Here is a 19,173-nt window from a genome sequence, read left to right as displayed (position 1 = left end):
AGCCTCCTTGGAATCTCATCCATTCGATGAGGCTTCTCATTCGACGTGCGGCGGTCGTGCCGGTCAGGGACGTTAACCGGGAAGCCGGCGCCAGTCGGATCCCGGTTAACGCCGCGAAGCGGGGAGCGGGGGAGCCGATTTTCTCGGGCCCGGAGCGCAGCGCAGGGTGCGTGAAATTGGGGGAACCGCTCATCCTTGACGGGCTCGGATCCCCGCACGTCACAACTAGGAATTCAGAGAGAGAGATTTTTTGGTCACCACCTCTCCTCACGCTCCCCGCAGGGTGATCGTCACCCGTAAGGGCGGAGACCCGGCGGAGACGGGGCTCCGGGAGCGACAGCGAGTAGAGCGCCGGTCCCGCCCGCAGGGTGGGATGCGTCGAACCATTGGCGGTTGATGACAGCGCGACGACGGCAGGTCGCAGGCGGCGGGCAAATCTGGCAAGCAGCGTCTTTGACGAACCTGCGGAGTGCGCGTGAAGGCCCTGATCCAGGCGAACTATGAGGAGCGATTGTCGCGCTATGCGACGCTGCTGCACGGGACCGAGCCACCCGGCCTGGCCGCCAAGCTCGGCGTCTATGCGCAGCTGCTCCGGCAGCATGAAATCCATGGCGATCGCCTCTGGACGATCGAGCCGATCCTCTATCCATTGATGCTGTCGGCCGAGACCGACCTCCACCTGGCCGTCGCGCGGCTGCTCGAGGATCCCCGCCGGGCGGAGGGCAGCGTGTTTGCGTTTCTGGAGTTCTGTCGGAAGAACCGGGAAAACATCGCCTGGAAGGCGGGCACACCACCCGCCGATGTGCTCGACGCGCAGGTCGCGGCGCTCGAGAGTCATCGGCCGACGATCGCGGCGATCATGGGCCGCCGGGACCGGTTCTTCGCGCACCTGGACAAGAAGTATTTCCTCGATCCGGGGCGAATCTACGAGGATTATCCGCTTGAAGGGTCTGCGGTTATCGCGCTCGCCAATGCTGTGATCGCCGTGATCTCGGAGCACCAGTGGAAGCTCAGGGAGCACGCCAATTTCCATTTCGCCGAGTTCTTCGAGATCGGTGTCGACAACATGGTGCGCAATCTCGAGGCGGGCCGCCGCCAGAACTACCCGGGCCAGCTCGACTGACATCGATCGATCGATTGTCGGTCCGCCGGCGGCACGAAAAATGCTATACGGAGTCGGGGCGCAGGATCACGATGCATGGAGAGCGTCATGAGATTGGCGATGGACGAGGCCATGATCCGGGACGCCGCGGAGGCACTCGCCGCGCGGTTCAAGGATCTGCTGGTCGACGGCTTGGCGCGCAGCTTCACCCTGTCGCGCGACGAGGTGGTGCTGGCGCTGGGTTTCACGCAGAGCGTGGCCGACCTGCTGACGCCGACGATCCCGGCGCCGGCGATGCGGCTTCCGGCCTGAACACAGGCGGACAGAGCGGCGCGTGAGCGCCGCTCCGTTGCGCTTCAGAAGAAGTCGATCTTGTCGGCGATGATCTCGCAGCCGTAGCGCGTCACGCCGTCGCGGTCCTCCCAGCTCGAATAATGCAGGCGGCCGGTGATCGCGACCACGTTGCCCTTCTCCCGGATCGCGGCGGCACGGCCGAGACCGTTGAAGCAGGTGATCTTGTGAAACTCGGTTTCCTTGGCGGTGTAGCCGGTGGCCTCGTCGACATAGGTCTTGCCGTCCCTGAGCTTCACGCGATCGGTCGCGACGATGAGGGTGGTGACGGTGCCGCGCGTCTCGGGGTCCTTGGCGACCCGGCCGGTGATGTTGACGTTGTTCATGGGACTGCTCCTTCCGATGCTGCGGCGGCCTTTCCGCCGGTGACACCGAAGAGCGGCGTGCGGGCGCGGCCGACACCGGAGCGCGAAGCGCGGAGGGAAACCCCGGGAGCGAGCTGGCGCGGGCAGCCGCGTAGCGGCAACACGGGCGAGCGGATGGGGTTGTGGGACGCGGCCGTCTCGCCGCAGGTGTCAGGAACCGGCGACGGAAAGGCGCTGGCACCAAAGGATGACGGGGACCCACCACGTCGATGCGGGGCCGATCGGCGATTGACCGGCAAATGCAGCGTCATCTCATTGGACGCGTCTGGCGGCGCAATGGGTCAGGAGGTCCGCTTAACCTGGGCGATCTTGCCAGCGTCGTAGGCGGCAAGCCAACGCGTGCGAATGGTCTCGTAGAGGCTGGCCGGGAGCACGCCGTATGCGACGTCGCCGGCCGGATCGCCGGGCGCTGGACGCAGGTCGGGGCCGGGCCATTGGAAGTGGTTGAGTTCGGTGAGGATCACCCATGATCGCTCGTCGTCGAGGCCAAGGCGCGCCTTCGTGGCCGCCGGGATCTCCACCGCGAGTTTAGGGTCAGCCGGGGGCATGTGCGTCACCGGAAGGACGGTGACCATTCTTGCGCCGGCCTTGGTGGTTGCGGTCAGGAGGATGGCGCAGGGGCGGTCCTTGCTGCCCTCTTCGTGGCCGGCCTTGGCTTCGTGGCTCCAGAGATAGGCGTAGCGGATGACGAGGCCTGGAACCGGTTCAGGTATTTTCACGCGTCAGGACTCGACCTCGTTATCGAACGCGGCTGCCTCGGCAGGCGCTCGCGCGGCGCGCACGCCCTCGGCAATCTCGTCCGGGATGTTGTCGAGCGTGTAGACCTGACGATCACGGCTCTTGAGCCGCTGATATTCGGCATGCGACAGAAGCACGAGGCTTTCATGCCCATGATGGGTGATGGTCAGCGGGCTCTCGAGGGCCTGGCGGCTGAAGCGGCCGAAGGATTTCGAGACCTCGACGGAACTGGCGGTCTGGGGCATGGCGATTCTCCTGCCCGGAATATACGGAGTTTCCGGATAAATTCAAGGACGGCGGCTGACTATCGGGCAGGTCGCGTCCAGAGCGAGAGGTTCCCTCTGGCGCCTTGCCAGTCCTGGCCTTGGCGCGAGAAGCCCGCCCGGCTCAGCTTCCCGTGCATCCTGGGATTGTCGGTCGTGGCGAAGCAGGCTTTGGTGAGCGGATCGGCCACGGCGCGAACGAGGCGCTCCCCGAGGCCCTGCCCTTCCATGTCCTTTGCCACGACGATGTAGCCAAGTTCCGGGGCATCCTCATAGCCATCGATTGCCACGCCGGCCTCGGCGAACTTCTTGCAACGATAGTTTGTGGACGGGTCTTTGAGGACGCCGGCACCGACGATGCGATTGGTCCCGGGCTCGCGAAGCAGTTCCACGCGGTGGCTTCGGCCGAGCCGCGGCAGGATACGTTCGATCGTGTCGGGGATCGCCCCGCCGTCTTTCACAAGCGCTGCAAGCGCTCGTTGATCGTCCCGCCCGAGGTCGGTGAAGCGGCCGGTCCAGGAAACGGGTTGATCATCGGCCGCCATCGGCACTCCTTGCTGACCGCGTGTCCGCGGCTTCCCGGATTCTACCGAAGATCGGTGTCCGGCCTATAGCCGGAAACAGAAAAAAGGGCCCGCTTCGCCGGGGGGAGCGAAGCGAGCCCTGGTGATCCGTGCGCCCGATGAGGCGCACGGCGTGAGGTCAGTCGGCCATCTCGGGCTGGCGGCGGCGACGGCCGCCGGAAGCGGGCTCGCCACCGGAGGCGGGCTCTCCGCCGAACGCGCCATCGGCCGAGGATTCGCCGAGCCCGTCCGTGCCTGCCGGCGCCGCCGGCTCGCCCGCGCCCGGCAGCGGCGGCAGGCCGTCGTCGGCCGCGACCGTGTCGGTGGGCGCATCGCGGCGGCGCGTCGGACGCGACCAGACGATGTTGTAGGAGCCGTCCTCCTGGCGGAAGGCCGAGATGTAGAGCGGCTTGTCGAGGCTCGGATCCTCGATCTTGCCGTTGAGGAAGGTCTCGCCGGTCGAGTTGGACGAGAGTTCGAACAGCGCGCCGACCTGAACCCACTGGCGGGCAGCCGAGAGCGCGAGGATCTCGAACTTGGGCGCGCGGGGATTGGCGGAGTGGACGGTGCGCAGCGCGATCACGATCGCGACGGTCAGCGTCGAGATCTTGCCGGTGTAGGTGCCGCTGGCGTTCTGGGTGATGGTGCCGATGTTCATGGGTGGTCTCCTGAGAAAGTTCGCTCGAACCCCTTGTCCGAACACCTTCTCTGACCCCCTCCTCTCCTCGGCCGTTCGGCCGAGTAAGGCGCGTCAGCGCCGCTCCGACAAGCGCCACTTCGGCGCCGTCGGGATCGTGTCACTGACCGAGTGGAACGGGAGTCAGGACTTTCGCGCGAGCGAAGGACGCCAAAGGGCGATGATGTCCTGCATCTCCTCGGCAAAGCCCAAGCTATCGATGTAGACGGCGCCGCGGTCGTTCTGCCCGAGGAAGCCGATAACGCTGGTGATGTCGTTGGCGATGGCGATATCGAGGCCGAAGAGATCGGCAATCTCGAAATGGCCGAGATCGGGGCCATTCCACCAAGCCATCAGGAAGTTCGCGACGCGGCGCGCCTGGCCGGTGTCGCTCATCGCGATTGGGATCAGGCGCGTCAGCGCCGCGCGCGCGGAATCATAGTCGGTCTGGATCGAAGTCATCGGCGGGCTCCCGGATGACAAGCTATCGGGATGCGTGCGCTGCGCAAAGGACTTCCCGCTGCCCCTCAGAGACGCAGCGGCGCTGGCATCGCCAGCCATTCGGGCTGATCGTCCGCGATCGGAAGGTCGAACTTCGCGGCCTCGGTCTCGCTGAACACGGTCGCCCGCGCAAGGCTGCCGAAGCCGTCCTCATTGTTCCAGAAGCTGAGGCCGGGTTCGCCGTTGCGCGTGGCAAGGACAAAACCGTCCGCGCCTTCGTCGCTCGCCCGGGCGATGGCACGATCGAGCATCAGCGAGGTGTGGCCATATTCGATCGTGTCGGCGGTTATCGCGACATAGCCGCCGCCAAACTCGCCGGCGCGCAGTCTGTCGCAATCCGACGCCCACTCGAAACCGAACGGCAATGCCGACGGGGCGCAGCGCTGGATGAGCTTGGCCGCGGTCTCCACGCCGAACTGCTCGCCCGATAAGAAGACCACGACCACGCCGTCCGCATCGGGCCCGGCGAAGTCGATGTCGAAATCTAGGCTCGGATAATTTTCGTCCCGGAAGAGGTCGAGCAGCCCGTCGAACGGGCTCTCCGGCGTGCGCGGGAAGAGCGCGGCGAAGTCCGCGCCCAGGTCGCGATAGTGGGCCTCGAGCACGTCGAGGCCTATCTCGGCATCGTCGATCATCTCGATCGCGCCGACGACGCGGTGAAGAAGATCGGCCTCAGCGCTGGTGACCGCAATGCCGAACGCGGCCTTGGTATAGCTATTGGACATGACGGCCTCCGTGGCTGGCGGGGTTGTCGGCATCGACACCGCGGACGACGAGCGGCGGCACGGTGAATTCGGCAGTATCGAAATGCGCGAGGACGGCCTCGAACGAGCCGAGCATCTCGATCTTGCTTCGGCTGATGACGACCTCGTCATCCTCGGTGACCGCGTAGGACGTGATGCGCTCGTCGCCGGTCGAAACGACGCGTTCAGGTCCCCACTGGCCGGAATAGCCGCCGCACCATCGAACGAAGGGCAATCGATGGGAAAGGCACCAGCTTTCGAGATCGTCGAAGCTGCCGCCGGCCACCTCATGGGCGAAGAGGCTGCGCGGCTCACCCGCGACATGATGATGCGCTTCGAAAGGCTCGCCGTCCCATTCGATGGCGAGTCGCTCGCTTGCGATGATGTCGACCAGCTCGTCGAACTCGGCGGCGTTGAGCGTGCCTCCGACGATGATCGAGGCGGATACGCGATCGGCCATATGGACCTCCTTCGGTTGTGCGCGCCTCGGCGCGCATGAATTGACCGGCACGCGCTCGGCCGCCCCGCCCGGGACGGACGCATGCTGCCCGGCCTCGGTTGCGGAGCATTGCGGCTTATCCGCCGCTGCGCCGCATCCGGTGCTGGACGTGGCGGGCTGCGCCTTCGGCGCTGCTGATCGCCTTGCCGGCGGCCGACGCCGCCTGGCGGGCGCCAGCCTGGCGGAGAAGAGTCCGCGCTTCGCGCAGTCGTTCGACCGCGATGGCGATGGCCTGCCCGTGCTCGGGCGTGGCCGGGGTGATCCGGCGCATATCATTCCTCCGAAAGGGATGGAGCGGCGCGCGAGGCACCTAATCGTCTTCGGGCAGCATGATCGTCATGACCCGTGTCGTGACATCGGGGTCGCCCGGATCCTCGGAGCCCCATTCGAGCGAGCGATCATAATAGTCGATCGCAAAGCGGATCGCCCTGCCCCTGAACAGGACCTCGCCGCGGCGGCGTTCATCGCGCTCGTCGGCCGCGAAGGCGCACCGGTCGATCGCCATCAGCAATTCGCCATGGGCGCGCAGCGTCGCGTCGGGGTCTGAGCCTTCGGCGAGCGCCGCTGCGCAAGCGGCGGTGATGACGATCCGCGCCGCCGGATCGAGACCTTGCCGGACGCGATCGTTGAGCGTGGCGATGCGGGAGAGCTGGTCTGTCATTCTGCCTCCATCAGGCCGGCATTGAAGGTCGCGATCCAGGCTTCCATCGTCGGACGCTCTGAGACCGGCACGAGGCTGGCCGCGTCCTGGAAACGGATCAGGTTGGTCGGGGCGTCGCGGCGGATCGCCGCGATCTCGGCCTCGGGAAGGAGCCGCTCCGCCCGGATAAAGTCGGTAATCTTGCCCGGCTTGGTCTTGGTCGAGCGGCGCCACAGGCCTTCGACGGACCGGAGCCGGGGCTCGGCTCGGGCCTCGATCAGGACAATCAGGCGCAGGCACCAGGAGGGAAGCGCGCGAACCTCGTCAGGCCGGATCGCTCCGCAAAAGAAGCAGCTTGATTTGGGAGGCACCGGCAGGCCGGCCGAGACGATGCGCGCCACGCAGCGATCGCGGGTCCAGCCCCATTCGCGCAGCGGATAGCGGCACTCGAACAGGGGGTCGTCGATGGCGGAGGCGTGCGCGTAGCGACGACTGTCGGCGGGCGACGCATCGTAGCCGATCAGGCGAACGACCTTCTGACCGCGAGACCAGGCGGTCTGCGCCGGCGCCCAGTCGCGAAGGTAGGCATCCTGCGGCGCGACCTTCCATTTGAGCGAGCAGCTATGTCGGCCCAGGCTGATGCTGGGAAGCGTTGCGTTGGTGAGCACATTGGCCAGGATCGAGTAGTAAGGCGGCCAGTGTTTGAAGCGTCGGGGAACGTACCGGACAATCTCATAGGGGATGCCGCGCGCCGCCATCCACGCCGCCATCATCTCCTGATAGGCATAGGTCTCGGGCTTCTCGGCCCCGGGATCGGCGGACAGGACGAGATCAGGAGCCTCGCCGCGGGCCTCCAGCTCCACGAGCAGCGCGGTGGAATCGACGCCGATACCGTAGGCGAGGACGACCGGTGGCGGGGCGGAACCAGGATGTAGTCGGGAGACCGGGCCATCCCGGCCTCGGCGTGAGGAAAAGCGGACATGAAGGATGGCCTCGGATCTTGAAGGCGGTCATCGCCTCCGATCCTCCAGACCCCCCTCCCCTCATTCCTGGCGGCTGGGCTCGCCCAGGAGGATGACGGCGATCGACGGCTTGTCATCGGCATCGAGCTTGCGGCTGTCGAACACCTGTCGGCCGCCGAGGCCGATCGTCAGCATCTCGAAGGTCGGCGAGATGCCGCCGTTGGCGTTCGCGATGTTCGTGCCGTGATCGTGATACTGGATGTCGACGAAGCTGGGCGGCGCGCCGCGCTTGTGCTCGCCGAAGAAGAACGTGACCCTTCGCCCGTCCGACGTCTTCGCCGTTATCGTGAAGTTGCCGTCGGGGATGTCGACCGGAAGCGTCGGCACGTCGTTGAACCGGGCAAAGCCGATGCTCTCGGCATCGGCCGCCGTCATGACGGGGAGGGTCGTGATGTCAGCCATGGTTGGTCTCCGCATCGACAGGAAAGAGCGGCAGCGTGGGGTGCCGGATCGGAAGAGCCTTGGGATAGGGCAACCGGGGGAGCGCGCGGCCTCGGCGGCGCGCCTCTCGGGTGAGCTCGAAGCAATAGGCATAGAGCCCGGCTTGCTGGTGGGCGAGGAGATGCCGCTCGCGTTGAAGCCGCCAGAGCCAGCGGCGCGGCTCCTCGCCTATCGACGGCCTCGGGACGCCGAGCGCGACCAGCTGGTCGATCGCACCAGCATGTCCTTGCTCGCCGAGACGAATTTTTGAGAGGGTCCGTCCCGAGATGGTGATGTCGCCGACGCGGAGCATGGTACGCGGCCTCGTGATCGCCCGGTGCGCGGCCGAGAGCGCGCAATAGACCCGGCCAATATGCCCGGCGCCGGGGTCGCTATACGAGACCACGGCCTCGATTCCCGGCCGTTCACGGCGGAGGTGCCGGAAGGCGCGCGCCACGAAGAAGCTCTCGCCGTTCTGCGGCACTGCGTCGGTCAGGATGAGACGGGCCAGGACGCAGCCGCGTGCGGGATCGTCGAAGCCGGTGTGGCGTGAGATCACGGCGCCGGTGGTCGGCACTGCGAAAACGGCGACGCCTTCGAGAGCACCACTGCGATCGAACAGGCCGACAGCGACTTGGGCCGCCGGATAGGTCGGGAGGTAGTGGTGCCGTGCGATGAACGCGCGCGCCACGGCATGGTCGATGACCTCGACCCGATAGGCGCTTGGATCGATGAGCTCGAGGTCGCGCGCCCATAGCGCGCGCCGCTCGCGCCATCGCTGGCTGCGGTCGGTTTGCATGAGGTGATGATCCGAAGGTCAGAGCAGACGAGGCTGACGGGCGTGATCGTCCAGCATTTGCCGTGCGAAGCGCTCGGCGCCCGCCTGGTCGGTTGATGGGAGCAGGTCGTGTGTGCAAAGCAGGCGAAAGCTATGATCGCGTTCCATCGCGCACAGCCATCGATCACGGCCCTCGACATCCACCATCGTGAGGGCGAGGCACCGCGACCCGGCATAAGGGTTGGTGTCGATCGGATCGCCGGCGAAGCCGGCCAGCGACCAGAAGCGCCAGCCGAGCGGCGGCTGATCCTCGATCTCGGCGGTGAGGCGACATTGGCCGATGGCGACATCGATCGCCGTCATCGCGCGGCCTTCCGTGGCGCGACCGCGAGAAGCTCGGCAAATCGCTCCATGATCGAAACCGCGGTGGGAAATCGGTCTGGCAGGGAATGGCGTGCCAGGATCGGGCGCCGGGCCGCGGCAATGTCCTCGGCCTCGGCCGGAGTGGGCAGCCGGGGCGCGACGTCGGCGAGCCACCGCGTCGGCTGGAAGGGGAACGTCGAACGAGCCTCGATGCCGACCAGTTCACGATAAACCTCGGCATTCGACGGCGCCGCTGCCGACGCCTCGAGGTCCTGCAGCGAGGCGAAAATGCAATAGCGACAGGACAGCCGGCTCGAGCCCCACGTCGAATAAGCTTCATGCAGCAGGATCCCGAGCATGCGGTGGGCGTGAAACACGTCGCTGCTCGTCCAGTCGGCAATCGGATGCCACGTCATCATCGTCGTTCCGTGCCGGTTCCCGGCCTTGGCGTACCGCTCGTCGGCCTTGGCGATCGGGATCGAGGCCCGGTTGTGGCTTTCGTCGCGGCGCAGCCCGAGAACGGAGATGATTTGTTCGCCCTGGTGCATTCGGGCAACCGCCGGTCCGATCACCGCCGCCTTCATTTCGGATTGGCAGAAGCGAAGCGATGCCGACGACCACGGTCCGATCAGATTATAGGTCTCGAGCGCCGCGTATCGCCGCTTGCCGCTCTCGAAACGCTGGATCCAGCGATCGACCAGGTCGCCCGCCGCTCGCCGGACGACAGTGAGCGGCATGCCCGCCTCGGCGGCGATGCGCTGGACGGTCTCCGGGGTCGTGGCCCATTCGGCACGGCCGAGATCGGCATGGATCGCCATCCGCCGTTCGCGCGGATGACCGACGAGATCGAGGAATAGGTTGACCGCGGCCATCGCGGCGCTCGAATCCTTTCCGCCCGACAGGTTGAAGACGATCCAGGCGCCGGCCCGGATAGCGCCGATGATTTCGGGCGTGAGGGCAATGCCCGGAAGCTCCGGGCTGATCATGTGCGATGAAGCCGCCGAGGCGAGGCGAGCGTGGTGGATCATGGTCTGCTCCGGCGGCGAGAGGGCGAACGCGAGGCCGGTCAGGCGAACAGCCGATCCGCCTGGGTGACGGACGGCGAGAGCTGCAGGTCCCGCCGAAGCTGCTGCGCAAAGCGATCGGGGGCGAGCAGTGCAGTGACGGGCGCGAAGTGATTGCGCTGGCCGCAATAGTCGGTTCGGCCGCTGACGCGGCGGTAGAGAACCTCCCGATCCTGGCCCAGCCCGCCTAGCGAGAGCTGGACATAAACCTCGTCACCATGGAGCGTGATCTCGCCGGAGACCGCAGCACCGCCCTTGTTGGAGCGGACGGAGTAGCTCTCGGCCTCGAGGCCCAGGGCCTCGGCGAGCCGGCGCATCGCGGTCCGCCCTTCGGCATGGAAGGTGCGCTTCGCGGCCTCGTCATAGGCGACGCCGCGATAGGCGAGCGTGCGAAGCACAGGATGTCGGCGGATTTCGGCGATCTGGTCCATGCAGGTGCGGCGCAGGGCCATGCTGTCCGGGCGGCGCTCGGCTACCGACACGAGGTGCCTCACGAGCAGGATGACGGCTGCGTCGGTCTCAGCGTCCTTTCCGGCATTGCGACAGTCGGTGATCGCCGCGTGAATGGCGTGCAATCCTGCGCCGATGGTGGTCAGGGCGCTGGGGTCGAGCGCCTGCTGGTGGCGCATCGCGACATCGTAGGTCATGGACGGGGTACTCCGGTCTCAAGCGCAAATCCGCTCGACCAGCCCCTCCCCTCTCTTCTCCTTCACGCCGGCGGGCGTCGACGATCAAGCAGCCGCCGGCAGGGGTATCGGGGCGCAGCGTCCGCTGCCGAGATTGATGAAAGCTCCGGCGTGACCGATCGACCCGCGACCGAGCAGGTCGAACAGGAGTGAGAGCGCGTGGCTCGCGACGATGCGGTTCACGAAGAGGGATTGTCGCTCCAGGGCCTCGGCGACCGAGCAGGATGGCGCGTCGTCGTCCGGCACGCTCTCGTCAGCGAGTTCCGGAAAATATTCGAGGACGGTGGGCAGGCGACGCTCGTTCCGGCGATGGGCAGCGGCGGGGCAGCCGATGATGTATTGGCCATCGCCGGCGCGGTTGCCGAGGTCCAGCCAATAGGCGGGTGCCTTGGACCCTCCACCGAGCGCGGCGCCGAGGGCGCGGCGAGCTGAGGCGGTATCGACGCAGCTGATCAGAATGTCCGCCCCCGATACATCGATCGCCTCGGGCGCTCGGCCGTGAACGGCTCGCCAGGCGAGACCGTGCGCAAGGTTGATCCGCTCCGTCAGCGTATGGGCTTTGGAGTTGCCGAGATCGCAGCGGTAGAAGGGCTGCCGGCCGAGGTTCGCCTCGGTTACGACGTCATCGTCGACCACGATCACATGAAGGGATCGCGACGAAATTGCGCGCAACGCCGTATCGAGCGAGGCGAGGCCCATCAGAATCTGGGCGCCATTTCCCCCGCACCCGATCAGAACGACATTGATTACGCGGTGGTGGAGCCCTTCCGGCAGGAAGTGGCGATCACGTGTTTCAGGCGTCATGGCCGTATCCTTCGAAGGGGCTGCGCGGGAGCGGAAGAAACATCCCGCCGGCGCAAAGCCGAGAGGCAAACTCGGGACTGTCGGGACCGCCAAGGCGACCGATGACGAGCGCAATCTTGGTCGCGTGAGCGTCATCGGCATCGTCCGTGGCGCTGAAGAAGGCCCGGCCATGGCCGTGGCTGTGGATATCGCAGACGATGTGGCGGTTCCCGGGCAGGACAGGTGTCCGATAGACCAGGCGCGACGGCGTCGCCTGGTCGATCTGCGGGAAATCGAGAAGGAAGCGCCGATCGTCCTCGTCCCACACGATGAAGGCGGCCGCCTCATTGGGCAGCGCCGCGCCGAAATGATCGATGATCTGGGCCAAGAACGCCCGCGGTATCAGGCCGCACCGAAGGTTGGCGCGAGGCTCGCCCACGCTGCCATAGGGAAGGTAGGCGGCAATCGGCGGCGTGACAGGCACATCGAGCTCGAGCCACGGGCGCCTGACAATCAGGAAGACGCCGTCTCGGCCGATCGCGAGGCAATGGCCCGCGCGCGAAGCCCGTACCGCGTCCAGGCCGGGTGAGCTGCCGCTCGGCGGCGCAGGGAAGCACGGGACGGCCGCGAGCAAGGCAGCCGCCGTGGGGTCATCGGCGAGAGCCGTCATCGTCTCGTCCTTTCGATGAGTTGGCCAAGCGTCAGCGGCTCGATAGCCTTGCGGGACGATGCCGCAACCGACCGACGTTTGACGGCGAAAGCCTTGAGACGCCTGACCGGGAAGCGGGCGGCGCGGCGCGCCGCAAGGTCGTCCCAGAGGGAGATGAGTCCACCCTTGCCCGAGACCGTCTGGTCCTGCCCGTGATTGGGATGAGTCGACCAGGACTCGAACAATGCCCGCTCGAAGTCCGGGATGGCGGAGACGGACAGCGTTCCGGGCTTCGGGATATTCCCCCAGCAAAGCGTGCCGTCGGCGTAGACATTGAGGATCGGCGAATGGAAGACGATAGAGTCGGCAGTCGGCCGCTCATCCTCTCGAAGCGCGTAGACTCCCAGCGATCGCTTCGTGGCAACGAGCAGGTGGGCCGGGTAAGGGACCGAAACCACCGTTCTGGTGGAAAGAGCCTTCAGGCCGGCGAGCGGCGTGCTCAGATTGAAGTAGGCCGGACGAACCTTCGCCGGGATCCACCACGCGAGGAGATCCTGGTGCGCAACGAGCACGTTGTGCGGGAGGAGCTCGGGCGCGGCGGCGCGACCCAAGGCCTCGGACCATTGGCGCAGGTGCGCCCGTGTCAGCGGCGTGCCGGCGGCGATCCTCGGCCCGGCGTCGTCATCATGCTCGATGTGATGAAGGCTGGCGAACGCCCGCCCATCCTGGCCGGGAGCGCCGTAGCGCGTGCCGCTTCTCGCGGCCTCGGTTCGATAAAGCAGGATGGCGTTGGTCAGCACCAGCCCGCCGGCGGTGGCTTCGAATTGGGTCGAATGCTTTGACATGGCTGCCTCACAGGGTGTCGGGATCGAGCTGGATCAGCTCTTGGGCGGCGAGCAGAAGCCGGGCGCCCGCCTCGAGCGATGCGAACCAATCGGTGACGCGAGCGGCGTCCGGCAACGGGCAGAGGCCGGCGATGTCCATGAAACCGTATTCCATGCCGTGGCGTGCGACATCGTCGACCTCGCGCGCGAACTGCTCGACGGGCACGAGCGTCAGAGGAGGCAATGACGAGCACTCCTCCAGGTCCGGCAGATATTCGTGGAGGGTCGCGCCGTCGAAATGCCAGGCGTTCTTCTCATCCGGCAGGGCCCGAAGCGCCCGGTGGCTGCATCGCAGATTGCGAAGCGCGCTGCGCAGGCCGTTCGGCAGCGACCGCAGCGGCGCTGCGTTCGCCGCGATCATCCAGTCCGGCCTTCTGTCATTCATGTCAGAGGGAAGGATGGTGTCTTCAAGATCCTCCGGATCGGCACCATGATAGGCCACGAGCGCGTCGCGAGCGGCTTTGTCCTCGATTTCGCCATCCCAATAGTACATCGAGATTTCTTCGAAGAGATCGTCGTAGCCGAAGATCGGAAGCGCTGAGCCCATGGTCCGGGCGAGCGCGGTATAGGCAGCGGCGCGCCAGCCGATCTGGGCGTCGCTGGTCTCGATCCAGCCGAGGTCGAGCTGTCCCATACTGTCGCAGACGATGGCGATGGCCGGCGCGTCCATGTCCTCGCTGTTGAGGACGGCGACGCGCAGTTCGGCCAGTTCGAGCGGCCTGAGAATATCCAGAACCGCCTTATCGAAAACGCGCTCGATGCGGCGTCGAGCCTCAGCGCGCGTGCAACGCCGTGCCGTCTGGTCGCGCGATGCGACCCAACCGCCAATCAGCTTGTGATGACGTGCAAGCGGCTGATCGAAACTGACCGGGATCTCCCGGGACAAGACGACCGACCGACCGGCCAGGTCAGCCGAGCGGGGGCAGTCGCAAGCCGTTGGGAGACTGGAGGGGCTCGGCCGGTTCGCCGTGTTGCGATGCCGGGTCGATGAGGATCTTGAGGTGGAGGGCCTGGGCCTGCGGGTCGCAGGGTGGTCCGGGAGAGCGGGTAGCGTCGCCATCATCGAACTCGATCCATTCGAGAAGTGTCTTGCGGGATGCGGCGGGAAGGACCGCGTCGGCCTTGCGCGCCACGGCTATCCCTTGGTGCCGACCGCGCGGCGGTACTCGGTGACATGGGTACCCGCGGTGACGCCGGCGTCGACCAGTTCGGCGTTCAGGATCGCGGGATAGAGAGTGGCGTGATACGCGCGCAGGCCCTGCGGGTCTTCGGCAAGGTGGGGCGGAACCGGAAGGTCGATCCCGTCATATCGATAAGCGCGCGAAAGGTGATTGATCTGCATGGGGCTTCTCCTGAGAGATTGAACACGGGCCGAAGCGGGGCCGTCACCAAAGACTTGCCGGCTCGTTCGATTTGGCCTCGGCCGGGAGCGCGCTCGGAGCTGGTGCCGGCGACGCGGAAGTGGTCGCCGTCTTTGCCGGCGCCGGTGTTGGCCTTGCCTTGGCGGCCTCGGCCGAGGCGAACTTGGCGGCTTCAGCGGCCTCACGTTGATCGGCGATCTGATCGGCGAGAGTCTTGCGCGTCGCGATCAGCTGACCGAGTGCGCCGTCGGCGCCACGCGCGAGTTCCGCGTCGATTTCCGCTGCGCTTGCGGTGATCGAGATGGGCCGTGTCTCGCCGACCTCGAGGGCGGCCGCCGTGCCCTCGACCTTCCGAGGGATGACGGTCAGGGTCACAGTGTCGTCCGGCCCGGCGACAAGGTCGAACCCTAGCGAATAGCGGTGGAGCAGTGGGAGCAGGTTTGCGATAAGCATGGTCGTTCGTCCTTGTTCGGATGCGAGGAAAGTGGATCAGGCGGCGAGCGCATCGACGCGGCGGCTGGACATCGGGGCGGCGCCGGGCGCCGCGCCATATTGCCCGTCGAGGGTCATCGCGCTCGGCAGCCGGCCCGCCCAATCGAAGCCGGCGGCGTTCAGCATTCCGGTGACCAGATCGGCCTTCTTGGAGCCGAGAAGCTTGGCGAAGGCCTTCTCGCCCATGTGCGAGATCAGCCCGCACTCCCGGGCGACGAACTTCAGCTCGTCCTTGGTATATCGCTCGAGAAAGCCGCGATCGACCTGCCAGACCTGACGGATGTCGACGTCGAACGCCCTTGCGAGATCGGCGACATGGCTGAACGATTGCACGTCGCGGGCGTAGGCGGCGCCGATCGCCGAGAGCGCGGTTGCCGCCTGGGCCTCGGAAAGTTCGCGAACCTCATTGATTTTGCCCCCGAAGTCCAGATCAGGGAAGGACGGGTTGACGAGAAGGCCGGCTCGCGCCGTCAGCGTGCCCGACTTGATCTGGGAGAGCGTCCCGGTCAGCGCGGCGACGAGGATGGCGGTTCGAGCATCAAAAGCGTTGTCTGCGAGCCCGCGCGCCAGCGCGGTGCGCCAGGTTGCCTCCCGCAGATCGCTTGTGCGGCCCGCGATCGACTTCGCGGTGACGCTGGGGCCATTGGCATTCGCGTTCGATCGCACGGTCGCCCGACCTGACGGAGTTCCCGGCGCGAGCGCGGCTCGCCGAGCGGTCGCCTCGACCCCGTCCGCGCGCTCATCTTCCTGATCCTCGGCCTCATCAGCTTCGGCGAGGTCGCCTTCGTCGGGGGTGTCATCGGCTGCGGCGGAACGATCCTGCTCTTCCTGACGGGCCTGCTCGACCGCGTCCGTCTTGAGCTGGAAGCATGCCGCGTTGGTGCAATGGCCATCGTCGACGTGGGTCTCGAAGAGCGCGCGTTGGGTCCCGGAGTTGAAAGGACAGGTCGTGCATTCGGACTTGTCGAAACAGGCGTCGGCAAGGTTTTGGGTTACGCGCATGAGGAGGTCGCGGGTCTTCCCGATGTCGAGGCCGGCTCCCAGGATAGTCTCGAGCGCCTTGTCCTGCTTGTCCGCCGGCACGGCGGCGAGCAGCTCGGCGTGGCCGACCTTGATGCGGCGCTTGTCGAGCGCGAGCTTCACCGCGTCCGAAAGGTTGGCCAGCGCGAGGCGGCGGTCGAGCTTGGCGCGCGACCAGCCAAGACGTCGACCGGCCTCGCCGCGGTCGTTCTGGCAAGCGGCGAGGACCCGGACCGCGGCATCGGCCTGCTCGGTTTCGGAGGCGTCATCCCGGATATCGTTTTCGTCGATCGCCGCCTCGAGCGCTTCCTGGTCGGTCATTTCCCGGATGATGACCGGCGCTTCGCCGTCCGCACCGAACGCCTCGAGCGCGGCGCGATACCGCCGCCCGCCGGCGACGATGATGTAGCGATCCTTGCCATCGTCCGCCGGGCGCACCAGAATCGGCTGAAGCATGCCGCGCAGCCGGAGCGACGCGACAAGTTCGTCGTGCTTCTTGCTGTCGAAATAGCGGCGCGGGTTGTAGCCGATGGCTATCCGGGCGAGTGGGACCATGGTGGTTCCGGTGGGCTGGGGTGCGGTCACGGCCGATCTCCTTGCAGGGTAGCGGGCCACCTCCGTCGTAGATGGGCGCCTCGCTCTGGCGAGCCTCATGCTCACCCCATTCCTGCCCCCCTCCCCTCTCATCAGCCGGCGAGCCGCTCGCGGTAGATGTCGGCCGCCCATTGCTCGATCCACGGCGCTGTCATCTCGTCGTGATCGAGATCCCCGCTCTCGATGAGCTCGCGGATCTCGGCTCGAGCTTGCGCGATCGCCGTTTCCCAAGGGTCCGTCGGGACGCGATCGGGTTCCGCAGGCCGATGGTGCGGCAGGCGCAAAGGGTGGCTGGCAAGACGTGCGTGCTGTGCCGCCACCCACCGCGCCATATGGTCGGCCACGAAGCGGTCGCTCTTGGATACACGGGCCTGGCGGGCGGCCTGGCGGGCGCTGATGCCGTATGCCTGGCTGTCGATAGACGCGACCCGGTGCTCGAACGGAAGCAGGTATGGCAGCGCCGAACCCTTCACGCCAAATGCGTGCAGCCGGACCCCCTTGGGCAATATCTGATCCAGATGGTCGATGACGGCGATGACCCCCTCCGGACCATGGACGTCTCGCCGGCACATGCTGCCGACGCCGATCAGCGACCCGGGCTTCAGCGATCCCCCCAGCGCATCTATGCAGCGCTCATAGTCTTCCGGACGGCGGCCCTGGATGACCGGCATCAGGGTGTCGGCGATGCCGTGATCCTGGGCGAGACGGCGACAGTCGAGATTGGCGCGGATCGTGCGCGAGAGGCGGTCGATGACCTCTTCGCGGTCGCGAGCGATTTCTGCCTCGACGCAATAATCGGCGCTCGCCCACCACCGAAAGGGAAAGGCGGCCGCGAGCGCGACATAATCGACGAGCGACCAAGGGAAGCCGCCGTATCGAGCCGCCGCGACGAATCCGGCCGAGTCCAGGCAGAGCGCCGCGAGTCCCTTGCCATTTCTCAGCTGGGAAAGCCGCCACCCGTCCCATTCCCGCCACCCGCGGCGTTCGGTCCAACGAGACAATCCATTCGCGGAAATGAGAGTGGGCTGCTGCAATGCGCGAGCTTGGGCGAGGATCGGTCCCTCGCTCAGGTGCGGCAGCCCCACCATGATCTCAATCGGCATAGCGGCCTCCCTGGGCGTGATGATGTTGACGGCGCGGCGCGTTCACGATACGTTCCTTGGCGCAGGAGATTTGCCATGACGACGACACCGTTCCGCGAGCGCTTCGACCTCGACATCACGCTGCGAGATGCGGCGCTGGATTCCGAGAACCGGCCGACGCGCCGGATGATCGCGAACGCGTCGATCGGGATGCACGTCGAGGACGCCTATTATTCGGTTCGTGAACTGCGCGAGGCGGTGAGCTGGGTTCATGAGGGTATCCCCGCCGGCAAGGGAAAGCTGTCCGAGATCCTCGCCAACGATGGCGCCGACGACTTCCAGCGTTGCATCTATTTCTGCCTGGCCGGGCGCGGCGTGGTGGCGATGCTCGACGATCTGGAATGGCTCGAGGATCTGCTCGAACGCCGCGGCCGTGTCGCGGGAGAGCAGGGGCGGCTGAAGGCGACCCGGATGCCGCTCACCAACCCCTATGTCGCCGACGCGCCGGACGGTCCGATAGTGAAGCTGGACGCCGCTTTCGAGCAGGGACCGTCTTGGTGGGCCGATCCGACCTTATCCTGCTGAGCGGAAGTCGGCGCCCGAACTCAGGCCTCGCGTCTCGCATCGGGCGGGCCGGGTCGTCGGCGAGATGATTCGCGGCTCGCGCAAAGGGATAGATCACCGCTTCAAAGCACCATCTCGACTTCGACGCGCTCGCCAAACGCCGGCCAAGTGCAGACGCGGAAAGGCTGGATCGGATTGGTGGTGCGCACGATGCTGACGCGACCCGGCCGCTCGTCGAACAGCCGGGAGGCGACGCGGTTCGCGTTTTCGCGACTGCAGAGGAGAAGACGCTTAGGGGACAGGCCGGTGCTCAGGTCAAGCATGTCAGATCCTTCTCGGAAAGCATGATACCGGCAGGACTCAGGCGAAGATCGTCTTGTGGATCTTCGTCGTCGGCACGATCCGCCATTGCCGCTCCATGAGGCGGCTGATCCGGTAGCGGCCGCGGGTCTCAGGGTCGCGAAGGGTCACTCGGCGCCCCTGCTTCTCGACAATGAATTCCTGCCCGACATGGCCGTCCGAGAAGGTGACCGGCTGCTCCAGCCGGATCCGATCGCCGTCCGCGACCTTGCGCGAGCGGCGTTTCAGGTTCTCGGCGCAGCGACGACGCCAGTCGAGCGCGTGCTCCTTGTCGGTCGGCGTCAGCAGGTCGAGGATGTGCTGGGGGCATCCGTCCTCGCACGGCCCCATCGACTCCGTCATATCCTTGTAGCCGAACTGCTCACGGGTCTTGCTGCCTGGGTTCCAGAGAACCTTGCAGATGATCGCGAACACCTCGCCGCCGGCGCCGTTCGTCATCACCTGCACAGCGGCATAGTAGGTGCGGTTTCGTGGGCAGGACGAGGCGAGCACCCTGAGACCCGAGGTGCCCCCATCGACCTCGCGGCTATAGGTGAACTGGTCGTCGAGATAGGCCTTTGCCGAGCCGTGACCGCCCATCGATGTAAAGGGCATGGTGAGCCAACCCATG

The 19,173-nt window shown here is 66.4% G+C and carries 30 protein-coding genes; 3 read left to right on the top strand and 27 right to left on the bottom strand.

The features are described 5' to 3' along the window. Nucleotides 1–511 precede the first annotated feature (511 nt). Nucleotides 512–1,123 carry a hypothetical protein gene (locus JW805_20325; GenBank protein MBN2974345.1) on the top strand — a complete coding sequence of 204 codons (612 nt, stop codon included), beginning with the start codon at nucleotides 512–514 and terminating at the stop codon, nucleotides 1,121–1,123. 99 nt (nucleotides 1,124–1,222) lie between these two features. Next, nucleotides 1,223–1,414, top strand: a complete 192-nt coding sequence (locus JW805_20320; protein MBN2974344.1) for a hypothetical protein — start codon at nucleotides 1,223–1,225, stop codon at nucleotides 1,412–1,414. Between the two features lie 44 nt (nucleotides 1,415–1,458). Here JW805_20320 and JW805_20315 read toward each other — a convergent pair whose 3' ends face one another. The 25 genes from JW805_20315 to JW805_20195 form a co-directional block, all read right to left on the bottom strand. Continuing rightward, on the bottom strand, nucleotides 1,459–1,779 hold the full coding sequence (locus tag JW805_20315) for a single-stranded DNA-binding protein (protein MBN2974343.1): 321 nt from the start codon (nucleotides 1,777–1,779) through the stop codon (nucleotides 1,459–1,461). Nucleotides 1,780–2,099: 320 nt separating this feature from the next. After that, complete coding sequence (locus JW805_20310) at nucleotides 2,100–2,504, bottom strand: hypothetical protein (protein ID MBN2974342.1); 405 nt, start codon at nucleotides 2,502–2,504, stop codon at nucleotides 2,100–2,102. A 36-nt stretch (nucleotides 2,505–2,540) separates the two neighbouring features. Further along, complete coding sequence (locus JW805_20305; GenBank protein MBN2974341.1) at nucleotides 2,541–2,801, bottom strand: type II toxin-antitoxin system Phd/YefM family antitoxin; 261 nt, start codon at nucleotides 2,799–2,801, stop codon at nucleotides 2,541–2,543. Nucleotides 2,802–2,860: 59 nt separating this feature from the next. Then, nucleotides 2,861–3,364 (bottom strand): N-acetyltransferase, encoded by a 504-nt coding sequence (locus JW805_20300; protein MBN2974340.1) that lies wholly within the window; start codon nucleotides 3,362–3,364, stop codon nucleotides 2,861–2,863. Between the two features lie 157 nt (nucleotides 3,365–3,521). Then, nucleotides 3,522–4,040, bottom strand: coding sequence for a DUF736 domain-containing protein (locus JW805_20295; protein ID MBN2974339.1), 519 nt, complete (start codon nucleotides 4,038–4,040; stop codon nucleotides 3,522–3,524). A 162-nt stretch (nucleotides 4,041–4,202) separates the two neighbouring features. Then, nucleotides 4,203–4,619 carry a hypothetical protein gene (locus JW805_20290; protein MBN2974338.1) on the bottom strand — a complete coding sequence of 139 codons (417 nt, stop codon included), beginning with the start codon at nucleotides 4,617–4,619 and terminating at the stop codon, nucleotides 4,203–4,205. Then, entirely contained in the window at nucleotides 4,586–5,284 is a 699-nt protein-coding gene (locus tag JW805_20285) for a hypothetical protein (protein ID MBN2974337.1), read from the bottom strand. Before JW805_20285 ends, JW805_20290 begins: the two co-directional genes overlap by 34 nt. Next, on the bottom strand, nucleotides 5,274–5,762 hold the full coding sequence (locus tag JW805_20280) for a hypothetical protein (GenBank protein ID MBN2974336.1): 489 nt from the start codon (nucleotides 5,760–5,762) through the stop codon (nucleotides 5,274–5,276). Before JW805_20280 ends, JW805_20285 begins: the two co-directional genes overlap by 11 nt. Before the next feature lie 115 nt (nucleotides 5,763–5,877). Next, nucleotides 5,878–6,072 (bottom strand): hypothetical protein, encoded by a 195-nt coding sequence (locus JW805_20275; GenBank protein ID MBN2974335.1) that lies wholly within the window; start codon nucleotides 6,070–6,072, stop codon nucleotides 5,878–5,880. A 39-nt stretch (nucleotides 6,073–6,111) separates the two neighbouring features. Continuing rightward, entirely contained in the window at nucleotides 6,112–6,462 is a 351-nt protein-coding gene (locus JW805_20270) for a DUF3768 domain-containing protein (GenBank protein ID MBN2974334.1), read from the bottom strand. Continuing rightward, the gene (locus tag JW805_20265) at nucleotides 6,459–7,199 is read right to left on the bottom strand and encodes a phosphoadenosine phosphosulfate reductase (protein ID MBN2974333.1); all 741 of its coding nucleotides are present in this window, start codon (nucleotides 7,197–7,199) and stop codon (nucleotides 6,459–6,461) included. Before JW805_20265 ends, JW805_20270 begins: the two co-directional genes overlap by 4 nt. Before the next feature lie 285 nt (nucleotides 7,200–7,484). Beyond that, entirely contained in the window at nucleotides 7,485–7,865 is a 381-nt protein-coding gene (locus tag JW805_20260) for a hypothetical protein (protein ID MBN2974332.1), read from the bottom strand. Continuing rightward, nucleotides 7,858–8,682 (bottom strand): hypothetical protein, encoded by an 825-nt coding sequence (locus JW805_20255; protein MBN2974331.1) that lies wholly within the window; start codon nucleotides 8,680–8,682, stop codon nucleotides 7,858–7,860. Before JW805_20255 ends, JW805_20260 begins: the two co-directional genes overlap by 8 nt. An 18-nt stretch (nucleotides 8,683–8,700) precedes the next feature. Beyond that, entirely contained in the window at nucleotides 8,701–9,024 is a 324-nt protein-coding gene (locus JW805_20250; GenBank protein MBN2974330.1) for a hypothetical protein, read from the bottom strand. Then, nucleotides 9,021–10,010, bottom strand: a complete 990-nt coding sequence (locus JW805_20245; protein MBN2974329.1) for a phosphoadenosine phosphosulfate reductase family protein — start codon at nucleotides 10,008–10,010, stop codon at nucleotides 9,021–9,023. Before JW805_20245 ends, JW805_20250 begins: the two co-directional genes overlap by 4 nt. An 80-nt stretch (nucleotides 10,011–10,090) precedes the next feature. Next, nucleotides 10,091–10,735 (bottom strand): hypothetical protein, encoded by a 645-nt coding sequence (locus JW805_20240; GenBank protein ID MBN2974328.1) that lies wholly within the window; start codon nucleotides 10,733–10,735, stop codon nucleotides 10,091–10,093. An 84-nt stretch (nucleotides 10,736–10,819) separates the two neighbouring features. Next, entirely contained in the window at nucleotides 10,820–11,578 is a 759-nt protein-coding gene (locus JW805_20235; protein MBN2974327.1) for a PRTRC system ThiF family protein, read from the bottom strand. Then, entirely contained in the window at nucleotides 11,568–12,227 is a 660-nt protein-coding gene (locus tag JW805_20230; protein ID MBN2974326.1) for a PRTRC system protein A, read from the bottom strand. The genes JW805_20235 and JW805_20230 overlap by 11 nt, the downstream gene beginning before the upstream one ends. Beyond that, nucleotides 12,224–13,051, bottom strand: a complete 828-nt coding sequence (locus JW805_20225; protein MBN2974325.1) for a PRTRC system protein B — start codon at nucleotides 13,049–13,051, stop codon at nucleotides 12,224–12,226. Before JW805_20225 ends, JW805_20230 begins: the two co-directional genes overlap by 4 nt. 7 nt (nucleotides 13,052–13,058) lie before the next feature. Next, on the bottom strand, nucleotides 13,059–13,976 hold the full coding sequence (locus JW805_20220) for a hypothetical protein (GenBank protein ID MBN2974324.1): 918 nt from the start codon (nucleotides 13,974–13,976) through the stop codon (nucleotides 13,059–13,061). 22 nt (nucleotides 13,977–13,998) lie between these two features. After that, nucleotides 13,999–14,223, bottom strand: coding sequence for a hypothetical protein (locus JW805_20215; protein MBN2974323.1), 225 nt, complete (start codon nucleotides 14,221–14,223; stop codon nucleotides 13,999–14,001). 2 nt (nucleotides 14,224–14,225) lie between these two features. Then, nucleotides 14,226–14,432, bottom strand: coding sequence for a hypothetical protein (locus JW805_20210; protein ID MBN2974322.1), 207 nt, complete (start codon nucleotides 14,430–14,432; stop codon nucleotides 14,226–14,228). Between the two features lie 43 nt (nucleotides 14,433–14,475). Beyond that, complete coding sequence (locus JW805_20205) at nucleotides 14,476–14,904, bottom strand: PRTRC system protein E (protein ID MBN2974321.1); 429 nt, start codon at nucleotides 14,902–14,904, stop codon at nucleotides 14,476–14,478. Between the two features lie 36 nt (nucleotides 14,905–14,940). Then, nucleotides 14,941–16,578: a PRTRC system ParB family protein gene (locus tag JW805_20200; protein ID MBN2974320.1), complete on the bottom strand. Its 1,638-nt coding sequence runs from the start codon at nucleotides 16,576–16,578 to the stop codon at nucleotides 14,941–14,943. A 71-nt stretch (nucleotides 16,579–16,649) separates the two neighbouring features. Next, complete coding sequence (locus tag JW805_20195) at nucleotides 16,650–17,660, bottom strand: hypothetical protein (protein ID MBN2974319.1); 1,011 nt, start codon at nucleotides 17,658–17,660, stop codon at nucleotides 16,650–16,652. Nucleotides 17,661–17,735: 75 nt separating this feature from the next. On the opposite strand from JW805_20195, the gene JW805_20190 reads away from it, so the two are divergent. Next, the gene (locus tag JW805_20190) at nucleotides 17,736–18,224 is read left to right on the top strand and encodes a hypothetical protein (protein MBN2974318.1); all 489 of its coding nucleotides are present in this window, start codon (nucleotides 17,736–17,738) and stop codon (nucleotides 18,222–18,224) included. 101 nt (nucleotides 18,225–18,325) lie between these two features. Here the strand turns inward: JW805_20190 and JW805_20185 are convergent, their stop codons facing one another. Together JW805_20185 and JW805_20180 are read right to left on the bottom strand one after the other, a co-directional pair. Next, on the bottom strand, nucleotides 18,326–18,526 hold the full coding sequence (locus JW805_20185; protein MBN2974317.1) for a hypothetical protein: 201 nt from the start codon (nucleotides 18,524–18,526) through the stop codon (nucleotides 18,326–18,328). Nucleotides 18,527–18,563: 37 nt separating this feature from the next. Next, nucleotides 18,564–19,172: a hypothetical protein gene (locus tag JW805_20180; protein ID MBN2974316.1), complete on the bottom strand. Its 609-nt coding sequence runs from the start codon at nucleotides 19,170–19,172 to the stop codon at nucleotides 18,564–18,566. Nucleotide 19,173: the final 1 nt, after the last annotated feature.

This window comes from Roseomonas aeriglobus, assembly GCA_016937575.1.
Taxonomy (GTDB): Bacteria; Pseudomonadota; Alphaproteobacteria; order Sphingomonadales; family Sphingomonadaceae; genus Sphingomonas; species Sphingomonas aerigloba.
Note: the sequence above shows the minus strand (reverse complement) of the source record. Positions and strands in the feature narration are given on the sequence as shown.

Bases quoted from the DNA above. Each gene is read 5' to 3' on its own strand.
- JW805_20235 (MBN2974327.1), bottom strand. From the start codon at position 11,578: ATGACGCCTGAAACACGTGATCGCCACTTCCTGCCGGAAGGGCTCCAC.
- JW805_20320 (MBN2974344.1), top strand. From the start codon at position 1,223: ATGGACGAGGCCATGATCCGGGACGCCGCGGAGGCACTCGCCGCGCGG.
- JW805_20190 (MBN2974318.1), top strand. From the start codon at position 17,736: ATGACGACGACACCGTTCCGCGAGCGCTTCGACCTCGACATCACGCTG.
- JW805_20295 (MBN2974339.1), bottom strand. From the start codon at position 4,040: ATGAACATCGGCACCATCACCCAGAACGCCAGCGGCACCTACACCGGC.
- JW805_20195 (MBN2974319.1), bottom strand. From the start codon at position 17,660: ATGCCGATTGAGATCATGGTGGGGCTGCCGCACCTGAGCGAGGGACCG.
- JW805_20315 (MBN2974343.1), bottom strand. From the start codon at position 1,779: ATGAACAACGTCAACATCACCGGCCGGGTCGCCAAGGACCCCGAGACG.
- JW805_20225 (MBN2974325.1), bottom strand. From the start codon at position 13,051: ATGTCAAAGCATTCGACCCAATTCGAAGCCACCGCCGGCGGGCTGGTG.
- JW805_20260 (MBN2974332.1), bottom strand. From the start codon at position 7,865: ATGGCTGACATCACGACCCTCCCCGTCATGACGGCGGCCGATGCCGAG.
- JW805_20240 (MBN2974328.1), bottom strand. From the start codon at position 10,735: ATGACCTACGATGTCGCGATGCGCCACCAGCAGGCGCTCGACCCCAGC.
- JW805_20245 (MBN2974329.1), bottom strand. From the start codon at position 10,010: ATGATCAGCCCGGAGCTTCCGGGCATTGCCCTCACGCCCGAAATCATC.
- JW805_20280 (MBN2974336.1), bottom strand. From the start codon at position 5,762: ATGGCCGATCGCGTATCCGCCTCGATCATCGTCGGAGGCACGCTCAAC.
- JW805_20305 (MBN2974341.1), bottom strand. From the start codon at position 2,801: ATGCCCCAGACCGCCAGTTCCGTCGAGGTCTCGAAATCCTTCGGCCGC.
- JW805_20185 (MBN2974317.1), bottom strand. From the start codon at position 18,526: ATGCTTGACCTGAGCACCGGCCTGTCCCCTAAGCGTCTTCTCCTCTGC.
- JW805_20300 (MBN2974340.1), bottom strand. From the start codon at position 3,364: ATGGCGGCCGATGATCAACCCGTTTCCTGGACCGGCCGCTTCACCGAC.
- JW805_20285 (MBN2974337.1), bottom strand. From the start codon at position 5,284: ATGTCCAATAGCTATACCAAGGCCGCGTTCGGCATTGCGGTCACCAGC.
- JW805_20205 (MBN2974321.1), bottom strand. From the start codon at position 14,904: ATGCTTATCGCAAACCTGCTCCCACTGCTCCACCGCTATTCGCTAGGG.
- JW805_20290 (MBN2974338.1), bottom strand. From the start codon at position 4,619: ATGGCTGGCGATGCCAGCGCCGCTGCGTCTCTGAGGGGCAGCGGGAAG.
- JW805_20210 (MBN2974322.1), bottom strand. From the start codon at position 14,432: ATGCAGATCAATCACCTTTCGCGCGCTTATCGATATGACGGGATCGAC.
- JW805_20270 (MBN2974334.1), bottom strand. From the start codon at position 6,462: ATGACAGACCAGCTCTCCCGCATCGCCACGCTCAACGATCGCGTCCGG.
- JW805_20255 (MBN2974331.1), bottom strand. From the start codon at position 8,682: ATGCAAACCGACCGCAGCCAGCGATGGCGCGAGCGGCGCGCGCTATGG.
- JW805_20275 (MBN2974335.1), bottom strand. From the start codon at position 6,072: ATGCGCCGGATCACCCCGGCCACGCCCGAGCACGGGCAGGCCATCGCC.
- JW805_20250 (MBN2974330.1), bottom strand. From the start codon at position 9,024: ATGACGGCGATCGATGTCGCCATCGGCCAATGTCGCCTCACCGCCGAG.
- JW805_20180 (MBN2974316.1), bottom strand. From the start codon at position 19,172: ATGGGTTGGCTCACCATGCCCTTTACATCGATGGGCGGTCACGGCTCG.
- JW805_20265 (MBN2974333.1), bottom strand. From the start codon at position 7,199: ATGGCGGCGCGCGGCATCCCCTATGAGATTGTCCGGTACGTTCCCCGA.
- JW805_20230 (MBN2974326.1), bottom strand. From the start codon at position 12,227: ATGACGGCTCTCGCCGATGACCCCACGGCGGCTGCCTTGCTCGCGGCC.